The 14,991-nt window shown below is 68.0% G+C and carries 19 protein-coding genes; 8 read left to right on the top strand and 11 right to left on the bottom strand.

Annotated elements, in window-relative coordinates; all coding sequences use genetic code 11:
• Nucleotides 1–15 precede the first annotated feature (15 nt).
• The 7 genes from AC1DTF_RS21685 to AC1DTF_RS21655 all read left to right on the top strand — a co-directional run bounded on the left by AC1DTF_RS21685 (nt 16) and on the right by AC1DTF_RS21655 (nt 5,626).
• Nucleotides 16–480 (top strand): MarR family winged helix-turn-helix transcriptional regulator, encoded by a 465-nt coding sequence (locus AC1DTF_RS21685; RefSeq protein ID WP_477475570.1) that lies wholly within the window; start codon nt 16–18, stop codon nt 478–480.
• A complete protein-coding gene (locus AC1DTF_RS21680) occupies nt 477–1,715 on the top strand; it encodes an MFS transporter (RefSeq protein WP_477475569.1) in 1,239 nt (412 codons plus the stop codon). Before AC1DTF_RS21685 ends, AC1DTF_RS21680 begins: the two co-directional genes overlap by 4 nt.
• A 109-nt stretch (nt 1,716–1,824) precedes the next feature.
• Nucleotides 1,825–2,286 carry a hypothetical protein gene (locus AC1DTF_RS21675; RefSeq protein WP_477475568.1) on the top strand — a complete coding sequence of 154 codons (462 nt, stop codon included), beginning with the start codon at nt 1,825–1,827 and terminating at the stop codon, nt 2,284–2,286.
• A 96-nt stretch (nt 2,287–2,382) separates the two neighbouring features.
• Nucleotides 2,383–3,081: a GAF and ANTAR domain-containing protein gene (locus AC1DTF_RS21670; protein WP_477475567.1), complete on the top strand. Its 699-nt coding sequence runs from the start codon at nt 2,383–2,385 to the stop codon at nt 3,079–3,081.
• A 215-nt stretch (nt 3,082–3,296) separates the two neighbouring features.
• Nucleotides 3,297–4,277: a helix-turn-helix transcriptional regulator gene (locus tag AC1DTF_RS21665; protein ID WP_477475566.1), complete on the top strand. Its 981-nt coding sequence runs from the start codon at nt 3,297–3,299 to the stop codon at nt 4,275–4,277.
• Nucleotides 4,278–4,393: 116 nt separating this feature from the next.
• Nucleotides 4,394–4,741 (top strand): STAS domain-containing protein, encoded by a 348-nt coding sequence (locus tag AC1DTF_RS21660; protein ID WP_477475565.1) that lies wholly within the window; start codon nt 4,394–4,396, stop codon nt 4,739–4,741.
• A 6-nt stretch (nt 4,742–4,747) separates the two neighbouring features.
• A complete protein-coding gene (locus tag AC1DTF_RS21655; protein ID WP_477475564.1) occupies nt 4,748–5,626 on the top strand; it encodes a TIGR03854 family LLM class F420-dependent oxidoreductase in 879 nt (292 codons plus the stop codon).
• On the opposite strand, the gene AC1DTF_RS21650 is transcribed toward AC1DTF_RS21655, so the two are convergent.
• On the bottom strand, nt 5,598–5,792 hold the full coding sequence (locus AC1DTF_RS21650) for a hypothetical protein (RefSeq protein ID WP_477475563.1): 195 nt from the start codon (nt 5,790–5,792) through the stop codon (nt 5,598–5,600). The genes AC1DTF_RS21655 and AC1DTF_RS21650 overlap by 29 nt on opposite strands.
• A 163-nt stretch (nt 5,793–5,955) precedes the next feature.
• Between AC1DTF_RS21650 and AC1DTF_RS21645 the strand changes: the two genes are divergently transcribed.
• A complete protein-coding gene (locus AC1DTF_RS21645; RefSeq protein ID WP_477475562.1) occupies nt 5,956–8,721 on the top strand; it encodes a helix-turn-helix transcriptional regulator in 2,766 nt (921 codons plus the stop codon).
• Here the strand turns inward: AC1DTF_RS21645 and AC1DTF_RS21640 are convergent.
• From AC1DTF_RS21640 to AC1DTF_RS21595, 10 genes are all read right to left on the bottom strand, one after another.
• A complete protein-coding gene (locus AC1DTF_RS21640; protein ID WP_477475561.1) occupies nt 8,711–9,358 on the bottom strand; it encodes a nitroreductase in 648 nt (215 codons plus the stop codon). The genes AC1DTF_RS21645 and AC1DTF_RS21640 overlap by 11 nt on opposite strands.
• A complete protein-coding gene (locus AC1DTF_RS21635) occupies nt 9,355–10,083 on the bottom strand; it encodes an SDR family oxidoreductase (protein WP_477475560.1) in 729 nt (242 codons plus the stop codon). The genes AC1DTF_RS21640 and AC1DTF_RS21635 overlap by 4 nt, the downstream gene beginning before the upstream one ends.
• Nucleotides 10,080–10,838, bottom strand: a complete 759-nt coding sequence (locus AC1DTF_RS21630; protein ID WP_057169302.1) for an SDR family oxidoreductase — start codon at nt 10,836–10,838, stop codon at nt 10,080–10,082. The genes AC1DTF_RS21635 and AC1DTF_RS21630 overlap by 4 nt, the downstream gene beginning before the upstream one ends.
• Nucleotides 10,835–11,248 (bottom strand): cupin domain-containing protein, encoded by a 414-nt coding sequence (locus AC1DTF_RS21625; protein ID WP_477475559.1) that lies wholly within the window; start codon nt 11,246–11,248, stop codon nt 10,835–10,837. The genes AC1DTF_RS21630 and AC1DTF_RS21625 overlap by 4 nt, the downstream gene beginning before the upstream one ends.
• A 127-nt stretch (nt 11,249–11,375) precedes the next feature.
• Entirely contained in the window at nt 11,376–11,516 is a 141-nt protein-coding gene (locus tag AC1DTF_RS21620; protein ID WP_477475558.1) for a hypothetical protein, read from the bottom strand.
• A gap of 39 nt (nt 11,517–11,555) precedes the next feature.
• A complete protein-coding gene (locus AC1DTF_RS21615; protein WP_057169401.1) occupies nt 11,556–11,780 on the bottom strand; it encodes a hypothetical protein in 225 nt (74 codons plus the stop codon).
• A 123-nt stretch (nt 11,781–11,903) separates the two neighbouring features.
• A complete protein-coding gene (locus AC1DTF_RS21610; protein ID WP_477475557.1) occupies nt 11,904–13,139 on the bottom strand; it encodes a DUF7373 family lipoprotein in 1,236 nt (411 codons plus the stop codon).
• 53 nt (nt 13,140–13,192) lie between these two features.
• On the bottom strand, nt 13,193–14,011 hold the full coding sequence (locus AC1DTF_RS21605; RefSeq protein WP_477475556.1) for a cutinase family protein: 819 nt from the start codon (nt 14,009–14,011) through the stop codon (nt 13,193–13,195).
• A 51-nt stretch (nt 14,012–14,062) separates the two neighbouring features.
• A complete protein-coding gene (locus tag AC1DTF_RS21600; protein ID WP_477475555.1) occupies nt 14,063–14,677 on the bottom strand; it encodes a hypothetical protein in 615 nt (204 codons plus the stop codon).
• Between the two features lie 74 nt (nt 14,678–14,751).
• Nucleotides 14,752–14,991: helix-turn-helix transcriptional regulator (locus AC1DTF_RS21595; RefSeq protein ID WP_477475554.1), on the bottom strand; the 240-nt coding region annotated here is incomplete at its 5' end.

The raw sequence follows: 14,991 nt of genomic DNA, 5'->3' as shown, positions 1-14,991 counted from the left end.
TGCTAAACATATTTAGTGCCTTCTTCGCCCTTCGACCACCTGGATGACCTGCTCACCCGCATCCATGTGGCGCGGCAACGGCCCTCCTGGCGCCGCCGACTGCTCGACGGCGCGGACCCAGTCACCAACGTGTCGACACTGCGCACGCTGCGCGCCGTCGAGCACCATCAGCGAAACGGCGCCGGCGCGTCGATCGGAGACGTTGCCGAGTACCTGGCCGTCGAGCATTCGACCGCCAGCAGAACGGTGTCCGCGGTGGTCGCCGCCGGGCTGCTGACCAAATCCTCGGCCGATGACGACCAGCGTCGCAGCGTCCTGATGCTCACCGACATCGGAGTGAAGGCACTGGCCACCGTGACCGACCGGCGGCGCGACCTGGTCGCCGAAACCGTCGCCGACTGGGACGCCGCCGATGTCGACCGGCTCGTCACACTGCTCGAGCGTCTGACCGAACGGATCGAAGCGGCGGCCTCTAAGTGAGCACCGTCCTCACGCGTCCGCGCAGCGCACTGGCGCTCATGTTCGACCCCGTCTTCGGTGCCCTGTTCTGGGGCAAGATGTTCTCCGTCGTCGCGGTGTGGACGCACAGCATCATCGCCGCGGTCGTGATGTACGACGCGACCGGTTCAGCTCTGATGGTCGGCCTGGTGGGCGTCGTGCAGTTCGGGCCTCAACTGATCCTCAGCCCGATCAGTGGCAAGTGGGCCGACACCGGCGATCCGGGCCGACAGATCCTGCTCGGCCGGGTGCTGTGCCTGATGGGCTCCGGCTCCATCGCGGTGTGGATGTTCATCGAGCCCGAGCGGCAGGGCCTGTCGGCCGCGCTGCCGGTGCTGATCGGCTCGACCCTGGTCGGATTCGGCTTCGTCGTCGGCGGGCCGGCAATGCAGGCGATCGTGCCCGACCTCATCCGCGAGGGCGAACTCTCGACGGCAATGGCGCTCAACAGCATTCCGATGACCATCGGCCGGATCCTCGGTCCCGCGGCCGGCGCCTATCTGGCCGCGCACTTCGGCGCCGCCACCGGCTTCGCGGTCAGCGCCGGGCTACACCTGGTGTTCGCGTTGTTCCTCGTGGTGATCCGCCTGCCCGCCCCGGCGGAGAAGGTGTCCGGCGCCGACTATCGCGTGCGCACCGCCCTGAAATACGTCTGGCGCGACCGGCCGCTGCTGCTGGCGCTGGTCGCCGTGACAACCGTCGGCGTCGCCGCCGACCCGTCGATCACCCTGGCGCCCTCACTCGCCGATTCGCTCGGCGGGGACACCCGCATGGTCGGCACACTGTCGGCGGTATTCGGCATCGGTGCGGCGCTGGGCATGGTGGTGCTTGCACTGATGCGCGGCAGGATGGCCTCGGCTCAGGTGTCTTCGGTCGGGTTGGCCGGGCTGGGCCTGGGCTGTGCGGTATTGGCCGTCGGCGTGATCCCGGCGGTGGCCCTGGCCGGTTTCGCGCTGGCCGGCCTGGGCTTCGGCTGGGCGCTGACGGGCCTGAGCACCGTCGTCCAGGAACGCGCGCCCCAGGAATTGCGGGGCCGGATCATGGCGTTGTGGCTGGTCGGCTTCCTCGGCTCGCGGCCCATCGCCGCGGCACTGCTCGGCGGCGCCGCCGACGTGGCGAACGTGCAGGTGGCGTTCGCGGTGGCCGCGGCGCTCACGCTCACGGTGGCGCTGGTGTGCCGCCCCGCGAAGCTCTCCGGCGATCTTCCCCGAGTCTGAATCGTTATCGGGGTTTACCCCGATTGTCACACGGGTAACTCTGGTCACAGCGCGGAGCACGCTCTGCGCGGTCCTGAAAAACGACAAGAGAGCCGAATGGATCATCTGAATGAATACCGTCCTGTACTTCAGCGCCAATGGCGCCGCATACGAAACGCGCGCGTATAGCACCGCCGATATCACCCGGTTGATGCATGATCAGGGGCTGCAGTCGCTCACCAGCGCTGATCGCCAGTTCGATTTCTGGTTCAGCCCGTCCACCCGCGGGTGCCAGCGCCGCGTCAACCGGAATGCCACCGAACTGCTGCTCGCCACAACCTCTTTCGACGCCAAGAACGTCCCACTGCTACGCGGCGCCGTGGTGATCGCCACCCACGATTCCGACGGTGACCTCGACGGGCTCAGCTGGCAGCAGCTCGATCTGCTCGCGCTGCGCAGCCGCACCCTGACCAAACGCGACGACCGGTGCCTCAACCGGCGCATCTCACGTGCCGAACGCCAGTTGCGGCGCACCGCCGCTCCCGTGGCCACCCCAACGCGTACCGTCACTGCCCACGCGCACGCTCGCTGAACGTCGTCGACGAGATCCTCGGCGCGAGCGAAGATCTGCGCGCCCAGACTTGAGTTCCTCGACCGCTGAGGGCGGAAACCGGACTATCGTCGGTAGATGTCGGAAAGCTCGCATGGAGGGATCGCTCTGCGCTTTGCGGAGATGCTCCGTGATCTTGAGCGCAACCAGCCCAGCGACACCGAAAGTGCCCTGCGTGAACTGACGAAGAATGCCGCAGCGCTCCTGCCCGGGGCGATCTGCGCGGGCATCACCGTTGCGACGCGGGACGGCACCGTCAGGTCGGTGGCGGCCTCTGATGCGATGGCCGACGAACTCGACGAGATCCAGCGCCGCACTGGCGAGGGGCCCTGCCTCACTTCGGCATGGGAGCAGCACACGATCCGGATCAGAGACATTGCGGCCGAGACACGTTGGCCGGTGTTCTGCCGAGAGGCCGCGCGAAACACCAATGTTCGATCCGCCCAGTCGTTCCAGCTGTTCAAGGATCGGGAGTCGATGGGCGCGTTGAACTTCTACAGCGATCGCGTCGACGCCTTCGACGAGGAATCCCTGGAAGTGGGACTGATCCTGGCCACCCATACCGCGGTGGCGTGGAACCTCCTGCTGCGCGACGACCAGTTTCGCAGCGCGCTCACCTCGCGCGATGTCATCGGACAGTCCAAGGGGATGCTGATGGAGCGCTACAGCATCGATGCCGCCGCCGCCTTCGGGTTGCTCCGGCGACTGTCTCAAGAGACCAACACCCCGCTGATATCCGTTGCCGAACAAGTCATTCAGACGTCACATAAACCCTGACCACCCGATACTTCGCTTGGTGGCCGGAAACCGGCCGAATCATGCGCGTTCGGCACTGCGCAGGTGAGCTGACCGGTGCCATCATCCCTCGACCGATGGCTGTGAGCCGTCCATTCCGGGAGGGGAGCAGCGACGACGTGTATCGCCAGGTTAGACTTAAGTGAACGTGGGTTCAGGTCGATGCCCATCCGGTGCTGTTTCCTTATGGAGCCCTGATGACGACCGACCGTGTTGATGCCTGGCCAGAGCGTTCTGGCATCGACTCCAACGACTCAGACCTGATCCAGAAGCATCTCGACCAGGCCTATTCAGCTCGATTCACCATCACCCGCGCCGATGAGGCCTCCGGCGGGTGTTACTGCGCGCACACGCGGGTGGACATCGGCAGCTACGCGATCGAAGAGATCCGGCATGACGGTGACGTGTTGCTACGGGCCGACCGGGTGCCCGCGGTGGTCGCACTGTTCGTCCAGAGTGGCCGGGCCGAGGTGGAGCACGGCCGGCTGAGCGGCACCGCCGGACCCGGCGAATGGTTGCTGGCCTCCACCGGCGTCGGCGGAGTCCGGGTCCGCCTGGTCGACGCTCAGCTGCGTTCCGTGGTCGTGGCCCGCACGTTGTTGACCGAGGTCGCGGCCATCGATACCGACGCCGCATCGGTGCCGCGCTTCACCGGTCTCACCCCGACGTCGGTGACGGCGGGACGCACACTGGAAGCCACCGAACGCTTCCTGAACCGCATCCTCACCGCGCACGAGCCACCCGAGAACCGCATCCTGTTGGCTTCGGCGGGCCGGATGCTGGCGGGCGCGATCCTCACGGCATTCCCGAATGACCTGCCCGCCGAGGGCACGCCGGAGGGCGCCGGTGACGTGTACCCCGCGCTGCTCCGCCAGGCCGTCGAGTTCATCCAGGACAACGCCGCCCACGATGTCGGGGTCGGGGATGTGGCCTCTGCGCTGTACCTGTCGCCGCGCACGGTGCAGTACATGTTCCGGCGGCATCTGGACACCACGCCCACCGCCTACCTGCGCGAAGTCCGGCTGGCCCGGGCCCGCGAGGAACTCATCGCCAGCGACCGCAGCGTGACCACCGTGGCTGCCACCGCGGCCCGGTGGGGGTTTGCTCACACCGGGCGCTTCGCGGTGTTGTACCGGCGCACCTTCGGGGAGAGTCCACACGAGACGCTGCGCCGGTGATCGCCGCCGCGCCGTGCGTTTGGTGGATGTGAAAAGTCGGATTGTGGATTCCCGCCCGGCGTAGCGTTGAGGCTGGTTCAGCAGCAGCCATCACGACGTGACCTGCGGAGGCTGCCATGACGGAAATGCTCACCAACGGCGCTCAGACGCGTCCCGGATCCGCGGCGCTGGAATTCGCGACCGAATGGCGCGATATCGATCTGGCGGTGATCACCGTGATCGGCGATGTCGACGCCGCGAACACGCGCCGGTTGCTCGACTACACCTTGAGGAAGGTACTGCTGTGCCGGCGGATGATCCTCGACCTCTCGCATGTCGGTTTCTTCGCCAGCGACGGCTATTGGATGCTGAAGACCCTGGAATCGCGCTGCGCGATGGCCGACATCGAGTTCAATCTCATTCCCGGAGCCCACGTGGGACGTGTGCTGCAGATCTGCCGTCGGGCGGACCAGCACGTACTCTGATGGGCAGTGAAAGTCCGATTCGGCGTCGCGCTGGGCGGTAGCACCTCACCCGGGGGCCTGGCCGAAATCGTCGACACCCTGGAGAGCTCGGGTGTCGATTCCCTGTGGTTTCCCGAACTCGTCTACTCACCTGCCGTCGACCCCACCGTGGGGATGGCCTTCGCCATCGCGCGGACCACGCGGCTCAAAGTCGGCACGTCCGTGGCGATCCTGCCCGGGCGGCACCCGGTGCTGGTGGCCAAACAGCTGGCATCACTGAGCGCCCTGGCACCCAAACGCATTCTCCCGGTGTTCGGTCTGCGTGCGGCACAGCCTGCCGAGCGCCGGCTGTTCCCGGCGCCGGAGGGCCGCCGGGCGGAGCTGTTCGATGAGTCCCTGAGCCTGCTGCGCGCGGCGCTCACCGGCACCGACGTGTCCTTTCACGGTGATCACTTCGACCTGGACTTCCGGCTGGACACCGGGCCGGTCGCGCCGATCGATGTGTGGCTCGGCGGGTCGGCCCCCGCGGCACTGCGTCGCGTCGGCACGTACGGCGACGGCTGGCTCGGTAGCTTCCTGACACCCGCGGAAGCCGGTCGGGCGCGCCAATCCATCATCACCGCGGCCACCGAGGCGGGGCGCGCGATAGAACCCGACCATTTCGGGATCACGGTGCTGTTCGCCGAGGGCGGTGTCCCGCCCCAGGTGGACGATCTCATCCGCAGGCAACGTCCCGATTGCGATCCCGGTGATCTGATCGCTGACAGTTGGCCGGCGTTGCACCGATTGCTGGACGGCTACATCGAAGCCGGACTGACGAAGTTCGTCATCAGCACCGTGGGTTCGGTACCCACCCGGCACTTCATCGACAACTTCGTCACCGAGCTTCTGCCACGCCATAATTGAGCTGCGGCGCACCGACGTGAGTGGAGACCGTCTGGACGGCGCTCGCATCGGGGTTGACGGCGGTGGCGGCCATGGCCTGATTGGTGGTCATGGCGCCGACCGCCAGGATGGCGGTGGCGCCCAGCAGTGCGATTCCGGTGGCGAACTGGTGGCCGATGCTCTTCATCTCGTGATCTCCTGGGACGCTGGGCTGTTGATGACTCAACAATGCGCCGCAGTCCGCGGGCGGTCTGTCGGCCAACCGGCCCCCGCACCGGGGGAATTCCATGTCCCCCGATCGGGGGAGCCGAGAACCGCGGCAGCGCTGTCGCTGTGACAGACTTGCCGCGATGACTGCGCTACCCGGTCGTGCCGCCGAGTGCCGAGTGCTGGACGATCTGCTGGCCTCGGTCCGCGCCGGCGGCAGCGGAGTGCGTGTGCTCCTCGGCGAGGCCGGCATCGGCAAATCGTCTCTGCTGCAGCACCTGCGCGCGTCCGCCTCCGGGTTCCTGACGCTCGGCGCCACCGGCATCGAGTCCGATATGGAGCTTCCGTTCGCCGGGCTGCAACAGGCGTGCGTGCCAATCCTGGACATGCGGCGGGCGTTGCCCGCCCCGCAGCGCGCCGCGCTGGAGGGAGCCTTCGGTCTCAGCGACTCCGCGCCCGCGCCGGACCGGTTCCTCGTCGGTCTGGCCGTGGTCGGTCTGCTTGCTGCCGCATCCGCGGAGCAGCCCGTGCTGCTCATCATCGACGACGTCCAGTGGCTGGACACCGTGTCGGCCCAGACCCTGTTCTTCGTCGCGCGCCGCCTGCTTGCCGAACGGGTCTGCCTGGTGCTGGCGTTGCGTACGCCGATCGACGGAATCTCCGGGCTGCCCGCGATGGCGGTCGGCGGCCTCGACGACCAGGACGCGCGCGAACTGCTGGAAACCAGCTTTCCCGGACGGCTGGACCCTGCGGTCCGCGACCGTATCGTCGCCGAGGCGCGGGGAAACCCGCTCGCACTGCTGGCCATCACCAAGGATCTGAGCGCCGTGGAACTGGCCGGCGGCTATCAGCGACCGGACCGGCGGCCGGTCGTCGCCGAGATCGAAGATCGCTACCAGGCCACCGTGCAGTCATTACCGCTCGCGGCCCGTCGAGTCCTGCTCCTCGCGGCCTCAGAACCGGTCGGCGATCCGGTCCTGCTACGCCGCGCCATGCAGCATCTGGACCTCCCGCCCGATGCGGCGACAAAGGCCGAGGATGCCGGACTGATCACCATCGAGACCCGGGTGCAGTTTCAGCATCCACTCGCACGCAGCGTCGTCTACCGGTCGGCCGCCCTGGATGAGCGCCGGACCGTGCACGCGGCACTGGCCGCGTGCACCGACCCGGACGCCGACCCCGACCGCCGCGCCTGGCACCGCGCGCTGGCTGCCGACACCGTCGACGCGCAGGTTGCCGACGAACTCGAAGCGTCTGCCCGCAGGGCCCGCCTCAGGGGCGGGACTGCGGCCGCCGCGGCGTTTCTCACCCGTGCGGTCGAACTGACGCCGGACCCAGCCACCCGGGGCATACGGGCATTGGACGCCGCGGAGACCCATCGCGAAGTAGCTTCCTTCGAGGCCGCGCAGCAGCTGCTGGCGACGGCCGAACTCTGCCCGCTCTCGGAGCTGCAGCGCGCCCGGCTGGCCCAGTTACGCACCCGGCTGGTGTTCGTGTCGGCGCGGACCCGGGGGGACGCCGAGGCCCTCGTCGCGTCCGTCGACGGATTCAGCTCCGTGGCAGCACAACTGGAGCTTCTGGACGCCGAGATGGCCACCGAGGCCTACCTCGAGGCGATGAGCGCCGCCATGTATCTCGGCCGGCGGGGTGGACCGAAAGCCGAGCAGATCGCTGTGGCTGCGCGGCGGGCCTTCGCCGGTGTGACCCCCGCGCGCCCCCTGGACGAGGTCACCCATGCGCTGGCCGATCGACTGGCGCTCGGCGCCGCGGCGTCGATGCCCGCGGTGGTCCGCGCGGTGGAGACCCTCAAGCGCGCCGGCCGCGACGAGGTCGCGGGCCAGCGCAACCGGTGGTTCTGGCTGGGCTTTCCCGTCGTGCACGAGTCACTGATCCATGAGGCGTGGGACGATGAGGGTTGGCACGAGATTGCCTCATCTGCAATGAGTCTCGCGACCGAACGCGGTGCGCTGGCGTTGCTTCCGTCTGCGCTGCTCGCACGCGCGGGGGCACATATGGAGGCCGGCGAGCTGGAATCGGCGCAGGCGTCGGTCGCGGAAGCCAACGAGACCGCGATAGCCACCGGTTACACACCGCTCAAGTACCACCGGCTGGTGCTGTCCGCGTGGCGCGGGGACGACGCGGAGGCGACGCGTCTGATCAACTCCGCACTCAAGGACAGCGCGGCCCGCGGTGAGGGCCGCATCGCGGGCCTGGCGTACCTGGGCACCGCGATCCTCAACAACGGCAAGAGCCGCTACCCCGAGGCTCTGGAGGGGGCGCTGCGCGCCTTCGAATACGAGGACCTCGGATTTTTCAGCGAGCTACTGCTCGAACTCATCGAGGCCGCTGTGCGTGCCGACGACCCCGACAGCGCCACGGACGCCCTGCAACAGCTGGAAGGGCGCACACTCGCCTGCGGAAGTCCGCGAGCGCTCGGCTCGTTGGCGAGATCCCGGGCGCTGCTCGCCGGAGAGGAAGAAGCCGAACAGTTCTTTCAGGAAGCGCTGAATCAGTTCGGCCGCACCCGCCAGGCCATCCACCTCGCACGCACCCAGCTTCTGTACGGGGAATGGCTGCGCAGACACCGTGCCGCCAAGCAGGCCCGTGATCAGCTTCGTGCGGCGCATGTTTCGCTGCAGCAGATGGGCGCTACGGGGTTCGCCGAGCGTGCCAGACGCGAACTTCAGGCGGCTGGAGCCAAGACCCGCAAACAACCCACGGCCACCGGTGACGCGCTGACCGCGCAGGAACATCAGATCGCGCAGCTCGCCGGCCGGGGTCTGACCAATCAGGAGATCGCCGGCCAGCTGTTCATCAGCGCGCACACCGTCGAGTACCACCTGCGGAAAGTGTTCGCCAAGTTGAACATCCGCTCACGGCGCGAGCTGCGTGCGTTGTTCACAGGATGATGACGTTGTCACCCAAGCCGTTTCGCGGAATGCTCAGATTGTTGGCAGCGAAATCCGGGTCGGCGTAACCGATACACAGCCCACACAGGACGGTCAGCTCATCGGGAATCCCGAGTTGTTCGCGGGCGATGTCGGGATACAGCGCCGTGGACACCTGCACGCAGCTGTCGATCCCGCGCTCGGTCAGTGCCAGCAGCAGGGTCTGCAGATACATCCCGACCCCGAGTGCATCGGGCAGACCCAGGTCGCGATGCATGCACATGATTCCGGCCACCGGCGCGCCGAAGAACTCGAAGTTGCGCAGCTGGGCCGCCCAACGGCCTTCGGCGTCGTCACGTGCGACGCCCATTGCGCCGTAGATGAGCGCACCCAGTTCACGCCGCAGCGGGGCGAACGTCTCGGGAAGTCCCAGATCTGCGGGCGGGCTGATGTGGGCCTGCGCCGACAACGCGGCCGCCAGCTTGTCGCGCCGGTCTCCGGTGGCCAGGAACAGTCGCCACGGCTGCACATTGGAATTCGACGGGGCCCGCGCCGCCAATGCCAGCGCCTCGTCGAGCAGATCCGCCGGAACAGGCCTGTCCGGCAAAAACTTTCGGGACGAATGCCGGCCGTTCACGACCTCGCTCAGCGTACTCATCGCGCACCGATCCAATCGGAGAGCCGGGTCGTCCCCCGCTCGGCGTCGTCGGCGGTGACCAGGCTGCGCTCGGTCACCGGCGTGCCGAAATAGGTGGCGTCCGGGTCGACGACGGCGGGCAGGCCCAGCACCAGGGACGCCATCTCCGCGAAGGTCAACGTGTCGGGCCCGCCCACGTCATGCACGCCGTCAGCGGGGGGTTCGGTGGCGATCCGGGCGAGCACGGCGGCGACCTCGGCCGAGGCGATCGGCTGGATCAGCGCATCGGGCGCGTGCACCTGTCCGTCGGTGACCAGCGAGCCGGCGATCAGCTCGGTGAGCTCATGGAATTGCGTCGCCCGCACGATGGTGTACGGAAGTCCGGAGTCCGCAACGGTTTTCTCCTGCACGACCTTGCCGCGCAGGTATCCGCCACCCTGTAGGGCGTCGACACCGACGATGGACAACAACACGTAGTGCCCCACCCCTGCCTTCTTCGCGGCCATGGTCAGATTGGATGATGTCGCGGTGAAGAAGGCGAGCGCCGCATCGTCTTCCGTGGTCGGGGAGTTGAGTACGTCGATGACGGCATCGGCGTCGCCCAGCGCCGCATCCAGACCCGATCCGATGGCCGCGTCCACCCCTGAGTCACGAGAGGCGGCGGTGACGTGATGGCCGGCCGCCGTCAGCAAGGGCACGAGCTGGCTGCCGATCTGACCGGTGGCGCCGACGATGGTGATCTTCATTTCGACATTTCCTTATCCGGGCTCTGCAGCCAATGGTCGAAGGTGAGCCGGCCCGTGACGCTGTCATCGGTGCCGCGCAGAGCTCCGGCGCGAGCGGCGCGCCAGTACTTTCCGGGCAGCACGGCGCTGATGGGCCGGCGCTTGATGCCGTCGTGGGCGAACGTCTTTCGCACCATGCCGATCAGCGTCTCATCGCGTGGCCCGACGAGGTCCCGCACCCGACCGGCCGGCCCTGCTTCGGCGAGGTCGAGCAGACGCTCGGCGACCTCGCGGGCGGCCACCGGTCGGAGCAGCATCTTCGGCACCAGAGCGACGGGTCCGATCGTGCCCTGCGCCAAGGCCTGCCCGGCAAACTCGTGGAACTGGGTGGCGCGCTGCAGGGTCCACGGGACCTCGGATTCTGACACCAGCCGCTCCTGGGCGAGTTTGCCTGCGTTGTAACCGGTGTCGAGACCGTCGATGCCGACGATGGAGAGCGCCACATGGTGACCGACGCCGGCGGTGCGTTCGGCGGCCAGCAGGTTGCGGGTCGCGTCGGTGAAGAAGGCGACCGCCTTGGCGGTGTTCATGATCATCTGGCTGGACACGTCGATGACGGCGTCGGCGCCGGCCATCGCCTCCACCAGGCCCTTGCCGGTCGTCACATCCTGGCCGGATGCGCGGGACAGCGCGATGACATCATGGCCGCGTCGGCGACCCTCGTTCACGACATGCTTTCCGACGTTGCCGGTCGCGCCGGCGATGACGATTTTCATTTCGCATCTCCCGGCACGCGACGGTCCCGGCGGGCTTCGAGTTCGGCGTCGTCCACGATGACGAACATCTGCTGCTCGGGTGAGCACAGCATGGTGACCAGGAAGCGCAGCGGCACATCGTCGCGGTTGTTGCCGTCGGAGTAGTGGATGACATCGCCGCCCGGCTCCCAGAATGCTTCGCCGGCCTTGATGACGCGCGGAGCCTCACCTTCGAGTTCGAAGAGCATCTCGCCTTCGAGGACGTAACCGAAGCAAGGGCCGCCGGGGTGGCGGTGCGGTGGGGCGCCGAGGTCACCCGGTCCCCACTCGATGATCGCGGTCATCGCGTGGGCACCCTCGGGAATGAACGGTGGTTGCACCCCCTGGATGACCTTCATCGCCTTGGTGAGCTTCTCCAGTACGTCCGACATGGTGTTCCTTTCGTAGCGGCGTTCGTTCCTGCTGCTACGACATTCGCACCGGCTGCGGGGTTACAGAATCACGGAAAACCCGTAGTCCCTTCGCGGAAGGACTACGGGTTTTCGGGTGGGCCGGGTGCTACTCGGACTCGTCGGGTTCCTCGGTCGGCAGGGCTTCGGCCCCCGGTGTGGCCGGTGCGAGCACCTCTTCGTCGGCCTGGACTTCGGTCGGCTTCGGGTCCTGAGATGTCATTGCGCTGTCCTCACGGTTGGTGGTCACCTTGTCCGGAACCCTGTACCCGGGCAGGCGCGGGAGTAATCAGCGGCGGTGGTAGTAGCCGTGGTGATGACGACGGCTCAGGCTGCTCACCCCGGTCTGCGGTGCGTGGCTCTGGTGGGTCGCGGCGGCCTGGCTGGTGGTGGGTCCGTAGGTGTTCACCGCGGTGGCCTGCGCGTGGCATGTGGTGGCGGCGCCCACCGCGATGATGGCCGGTGCGGCGGCGACGGCGAATCCGGTGGCGATGCGGCGGGTGACGGCGTTCATGTCGTAATCCTTTGTGTTGCTGCTGTTCTGATGACTCAAGAATGCCGCCGGCAGCAGGCCCCGTCTGTCGGCCAACCGGCCCTCGCACCGGGTGAACCCGATGTCCCCCAATCGGGGGAAGGATCAGCCCGCGGTCAGCAAGATGTACTGCGCCGCCATCTGTTGATGCGCCKCCGGCAGCGACTCGGCGTTGACCTCCACGGCGTACCGTCCCGCGGCGGCGACGCAGTAGAACGCCTTTCCGCGCGCCGAGCAGTGGCTGTCGGGCAAGGCGGGCACCGGGTCGGCAGGCGCCGCGCCCTGCGCGGTGACCTCCTTGCTGAAGGAGCCGACGACCATCGATGCCAACCCGGGACTCTTTGCCTCGTAGACGTTGGTCAGTGCCATGGYCACGGCGGACACGCCGGTATCGGTGAACAGCGTCTTGGAAGCGATGGGATTGCTCTGGAAGTGCACTGCGCCACGCCGGGTGTAGACGGCGTTCTTCGTGGGCGCGGCACTGCCTGCCAGGGGCAGTGTCTTGGCCAGCAGACCGGTCGGGTCCAGCGGAACGTCGGCCAGCGCATCGGCCGGTGCCGGCTGGAACTCGTCGATCCGTGGGCCCTGCACCTCGATGGCCTTGCGCACCAGCGCCGCGGCTGGATCGAAACCGTCGACGGACTGGACGAGTTGCATGAACACATAGGGGCCGTGCGGGGAGAACGACCGGACCACCGTCCACTCCTTGTCCGATTCGTGTGGGGTGAAGGGGTATGTCGAGGCAGCGGCTTCGGGATGACCGGGAATCACCGCCGGCGTCGGGGTGGCGCCGCGGACAGACTGGGCGGCGGCACCGGAGTTCATGTCCTTCGCGGCCTCCGTCGCGGCCGCGGGGTCGGGAAACCGGAACACCGCATTCATCATCACCGTCTTGTCGGTGACCTGCCGGGCCGAGGCGAACCCGTTGACGAACCCGTGGCGTTCCGCCTGCTGCGCGACGGTCTCCGGCGCGAACTGCATCAGCGACCCCGCTGAGTCCAGAAGGTAGTAGGTGGCCAGGTAGGGGGTGACCAGGGCCTCGTCGGCCTCCCACGGACCGATCACGAAGTCGGCGAGATTCTGGGCGTCAGTGACAGCGCCGATGCGCGGGTCACCGGCATTGCCCAGCGGCGGTCTGGGCGCCGTCGGGTAGGTGCCGGCGTCGAGCAGGGTGGGGCTCACGATGGGCGCCACGGTGGTCGTGGGCACATTGGCCGCCGGCGCACCGGGTGACTCCGTGGTCGCGGAATCGTCGGGCGCTGCACACGCAGCAAACACCAGCACACTGACGGCGAGGGCACCGGCTTTACTGAAGCGGCGCAACGTATCTGAAGTGTTCATGCTGGTCCGACCCTATCGGGGGGACCGCATGCCGGCGACGGGTTCGCCGAAGTTCACGCCGTGGCGTCGGCAACCACCGGCACCGGGCTGGAACTCATCACCAGGTTGTACAACGGCCCACCCCAGGCGTGCGGTCCGCTCGCGGCGGGGGCGTAGGAGGTGTGGATGGCGATGGCCGAGGCGGGCAGCTCTTCGGCCTCCGCGTCGTAGTCACACACCGGGTCGCCGATGTCGCAGACGCTGACGGTGCGCGCACCGATGGCCGGCGGCAGCGGCGAGGTGTCGGTCGAGGCCAGGAAGGAGTGCTCCTGCGCGACGCCCTTGCCTGCGCCCGGCAGCACCGCTGTCGATCCCAGGTTGATGGTGGTGTCGGCGGGCAACCGGTCGCCGTCGGCGACCAGGAGCGCGGCCGCCACGTTCGGAGCGTCGGCCAGGTCGTGCAGATTGCGGTGGATCACCATCGCGCCCTGGGAGTAGCCGGCGAGCACGACCTTGGTCTGGGGGCACCTGGCGGTGAACGCCTCGAGCTGGTCGGCGGCGGCATCGGTGCCGTCTTCGACGCTGTCCATGAAGTCCATCCAGCCGCCGACCCCGCCACCGAGCGGAACCGGGGCCGCCGGGTACTGCACGGCCTCGGCCGTGATGGTCCGGCCGCTGGCGGCCAGTTCGGAGCTCAACTGCTGGTAGGACTGGTAAACCACATCGCCCATACCGCCGTTGGCGGTCAGGTTGGCGCCGTCACGCTGGCCCGAACCGGCGGCACCGATCCAGTGGAAGTCGGCGCACTGCGGTGCGGCCGCGGCGGTGCCGCCGGCCAATCCGACCAGGGTCGTCGCAGCTACCGCGACCGCCATACCCAAACGAATGAACATGCTGGGTACATCGCGGGAGGGACCGCCCACCGTTACGCCGGGTGAGCTCCATCACCCCGGCCCCGCGGTCAGCGGGGTGAACGTGATCACCGGCCGCGGCAGGTGGCTGCGATCGCACTCCTGGCATACCGCCTGATCGACGATGTCCACGATGGTCGCTGCTCGCCGGTGATCGTCCAGCCACAGCCCGGTTGATCCGCCGCTGAGGGCCAGGCGCTTGACGCCTGCCCCGCATGCTTGCAGGACCGCCGCGCGCTGCRCCAGCCCCACCGCCGCGGTGGCCCATTGGTCGGTCACCGTGGCGTCGCCGACGTCGGCGTGCAATCCGATGACCTTCAGGCGACGGTCCCCCAGCATCAGCGGGGCGTGATCGTCGAGGTACAGGTATTTCGTCCCGTCCGCGCATTCATCGAGGCGGGCCATCTGGTGCGCGGTGCCGACGATGAACCGGCGTACCCCCAGGCGCACGGCACGGCGGGTGACGGCGCTGTCGGGCCCGCACCGGTACACGACCTGGAACGGCCGGATGCCGTGGCGCCGCACCAGGTCGAGGCCGCGGTCATCGTGCGCGGTCACCGAGACACTGTGCGCGCGAGCCCAATCGGCCAGTGCGGGGTCGGTCAGCGCCGCGGCGGGTAGGTTGTGCGCGGCCATCGCAAGAGTCATGCATCCAGGTGTACGTCGGGCTGTCCGGCGTCGCCGCTGTCCGAACGCAGTCCTGACGCCTGCGGGGCCGGTCTTTACGCGATGTTGATGCGGCGGAACTCGCTGGGGTTCACGCCGCGCACCCGTTTGAAGGCGGCGCTGAAGGTGAACGGGTCGGTGTAGCCGACCGCGCGGGCCACCTCTCTGACCGTCGCCGTCTCCTGCTCGATCAGCAGGTCCATCGCCAAGGTCATCCGCCACCCGGTGAGGTAGGTCAGCGGTGGTTCGCCGACCAGATCGTTGAAGCGTTTGGCCAGTGTCGACCGGGACACACC

The organism is Mycobacterium sp. P4_H6 (assembly GCF_056400845.1).
This window is presented reverse-complemented; position numbering and strand designations above follow the sequence as displayed.

What these genes read in the sequence shown, in the direction of transcription:
- AC1DTF_RS21645 (WP_477475562.1), top strand. Translation starts at nt 5,956, where the DNA reads ATGACTGCGCTACCCGGTCGTGCCGCCGAGTGCCGAGTGCTGGACGAT.
- AC1DTF_RS21630 (WP_057169302.1), bottom strand. Translation starts at nt 10,838, where the DNA reads ATGAAAATCGTCATCGCCGGCGCGACCGGCAACGTCGGAAAGCATGTC.
- AC1DTF_RS21665 (WP_477475566.1), top strand. Translation starts at nt 3,297, where the DNA reads ATGACGACCGACCGTGTTGATGCCTGGCCAGAGCGTTCTGGCATCGAC.
- AC1DTF_RS21625 (WP_477475559.1), bottom strand. Translation starts at nt 11,248, where the DNA reads ATGTCGGACGTACTGGAGAAGCTCACCAAGGCGATGAAGGTCATCCAG.
- AC1DTF_RS21670 (WP_477475567.1), top strand. Translation starts at nt 2,383, where the DNA reads ATGTCGGAAAGCTCGCATGGAGGGATCGCTCTGCGCTTTGCGGAGATG.
- AC1DTF_RS21615 (WP_057169401.1), bottom strand. Translation starts at nt 11,780, where the DNA reads ATGAACGCCGTCACCCGCCGCATCGCCACCGGATTCGCCGTCGCCGCC.
- AC1DTF_RS21635 (WP_477475560.1), bottom strand. Translation starts at nt 10,083, where the DNA reads ATGAAGATCACCATCGTCGGCGCCACCGGTCAGATCGGCAGCCAGCTC.
- AC1DTF_RS21675 (WP_477475568.1), top strand. Translation starts at nt 1,825, where the DNA reads ATGAATACCGTCCTGTACTTCAGCGCCAATGGCGCCGCATACGAAACG.
- AC1DTF_RS21605 (WP_477475556.1), bottom strand. Translation starts at nt 14,011, where the DNA reads ATGTTCATTCGTTTGGGTATGGCGGTCGCGGTAGCTGCGACGACCCTG.
- AC1DTF_RS21660 (WP_477475565.1), top strand. Translation starts at nt 4,394, where the DNA reads ATGACGGAAATGCTCACCAACGGCGCTCAGACGCGTCCCGGATCCGCG.
- AC1DTF_RS21640 (WP_477475561.1), bottom strand. Translation starts at nt 9,358, where the DNA reads ATGAGTACGCTGAGCGAGGTCGTGAACGGCCGGCATTCGTCCCGAAAG.
- AC1DTF_RS21650 (WP_477475563.1), bottom strand. Translation starts at nt 5,792, where the DNA reads ATGAAGAGCATCGGCCACCAGTTCGCCACCGGAATCGCACTGCTGGGC.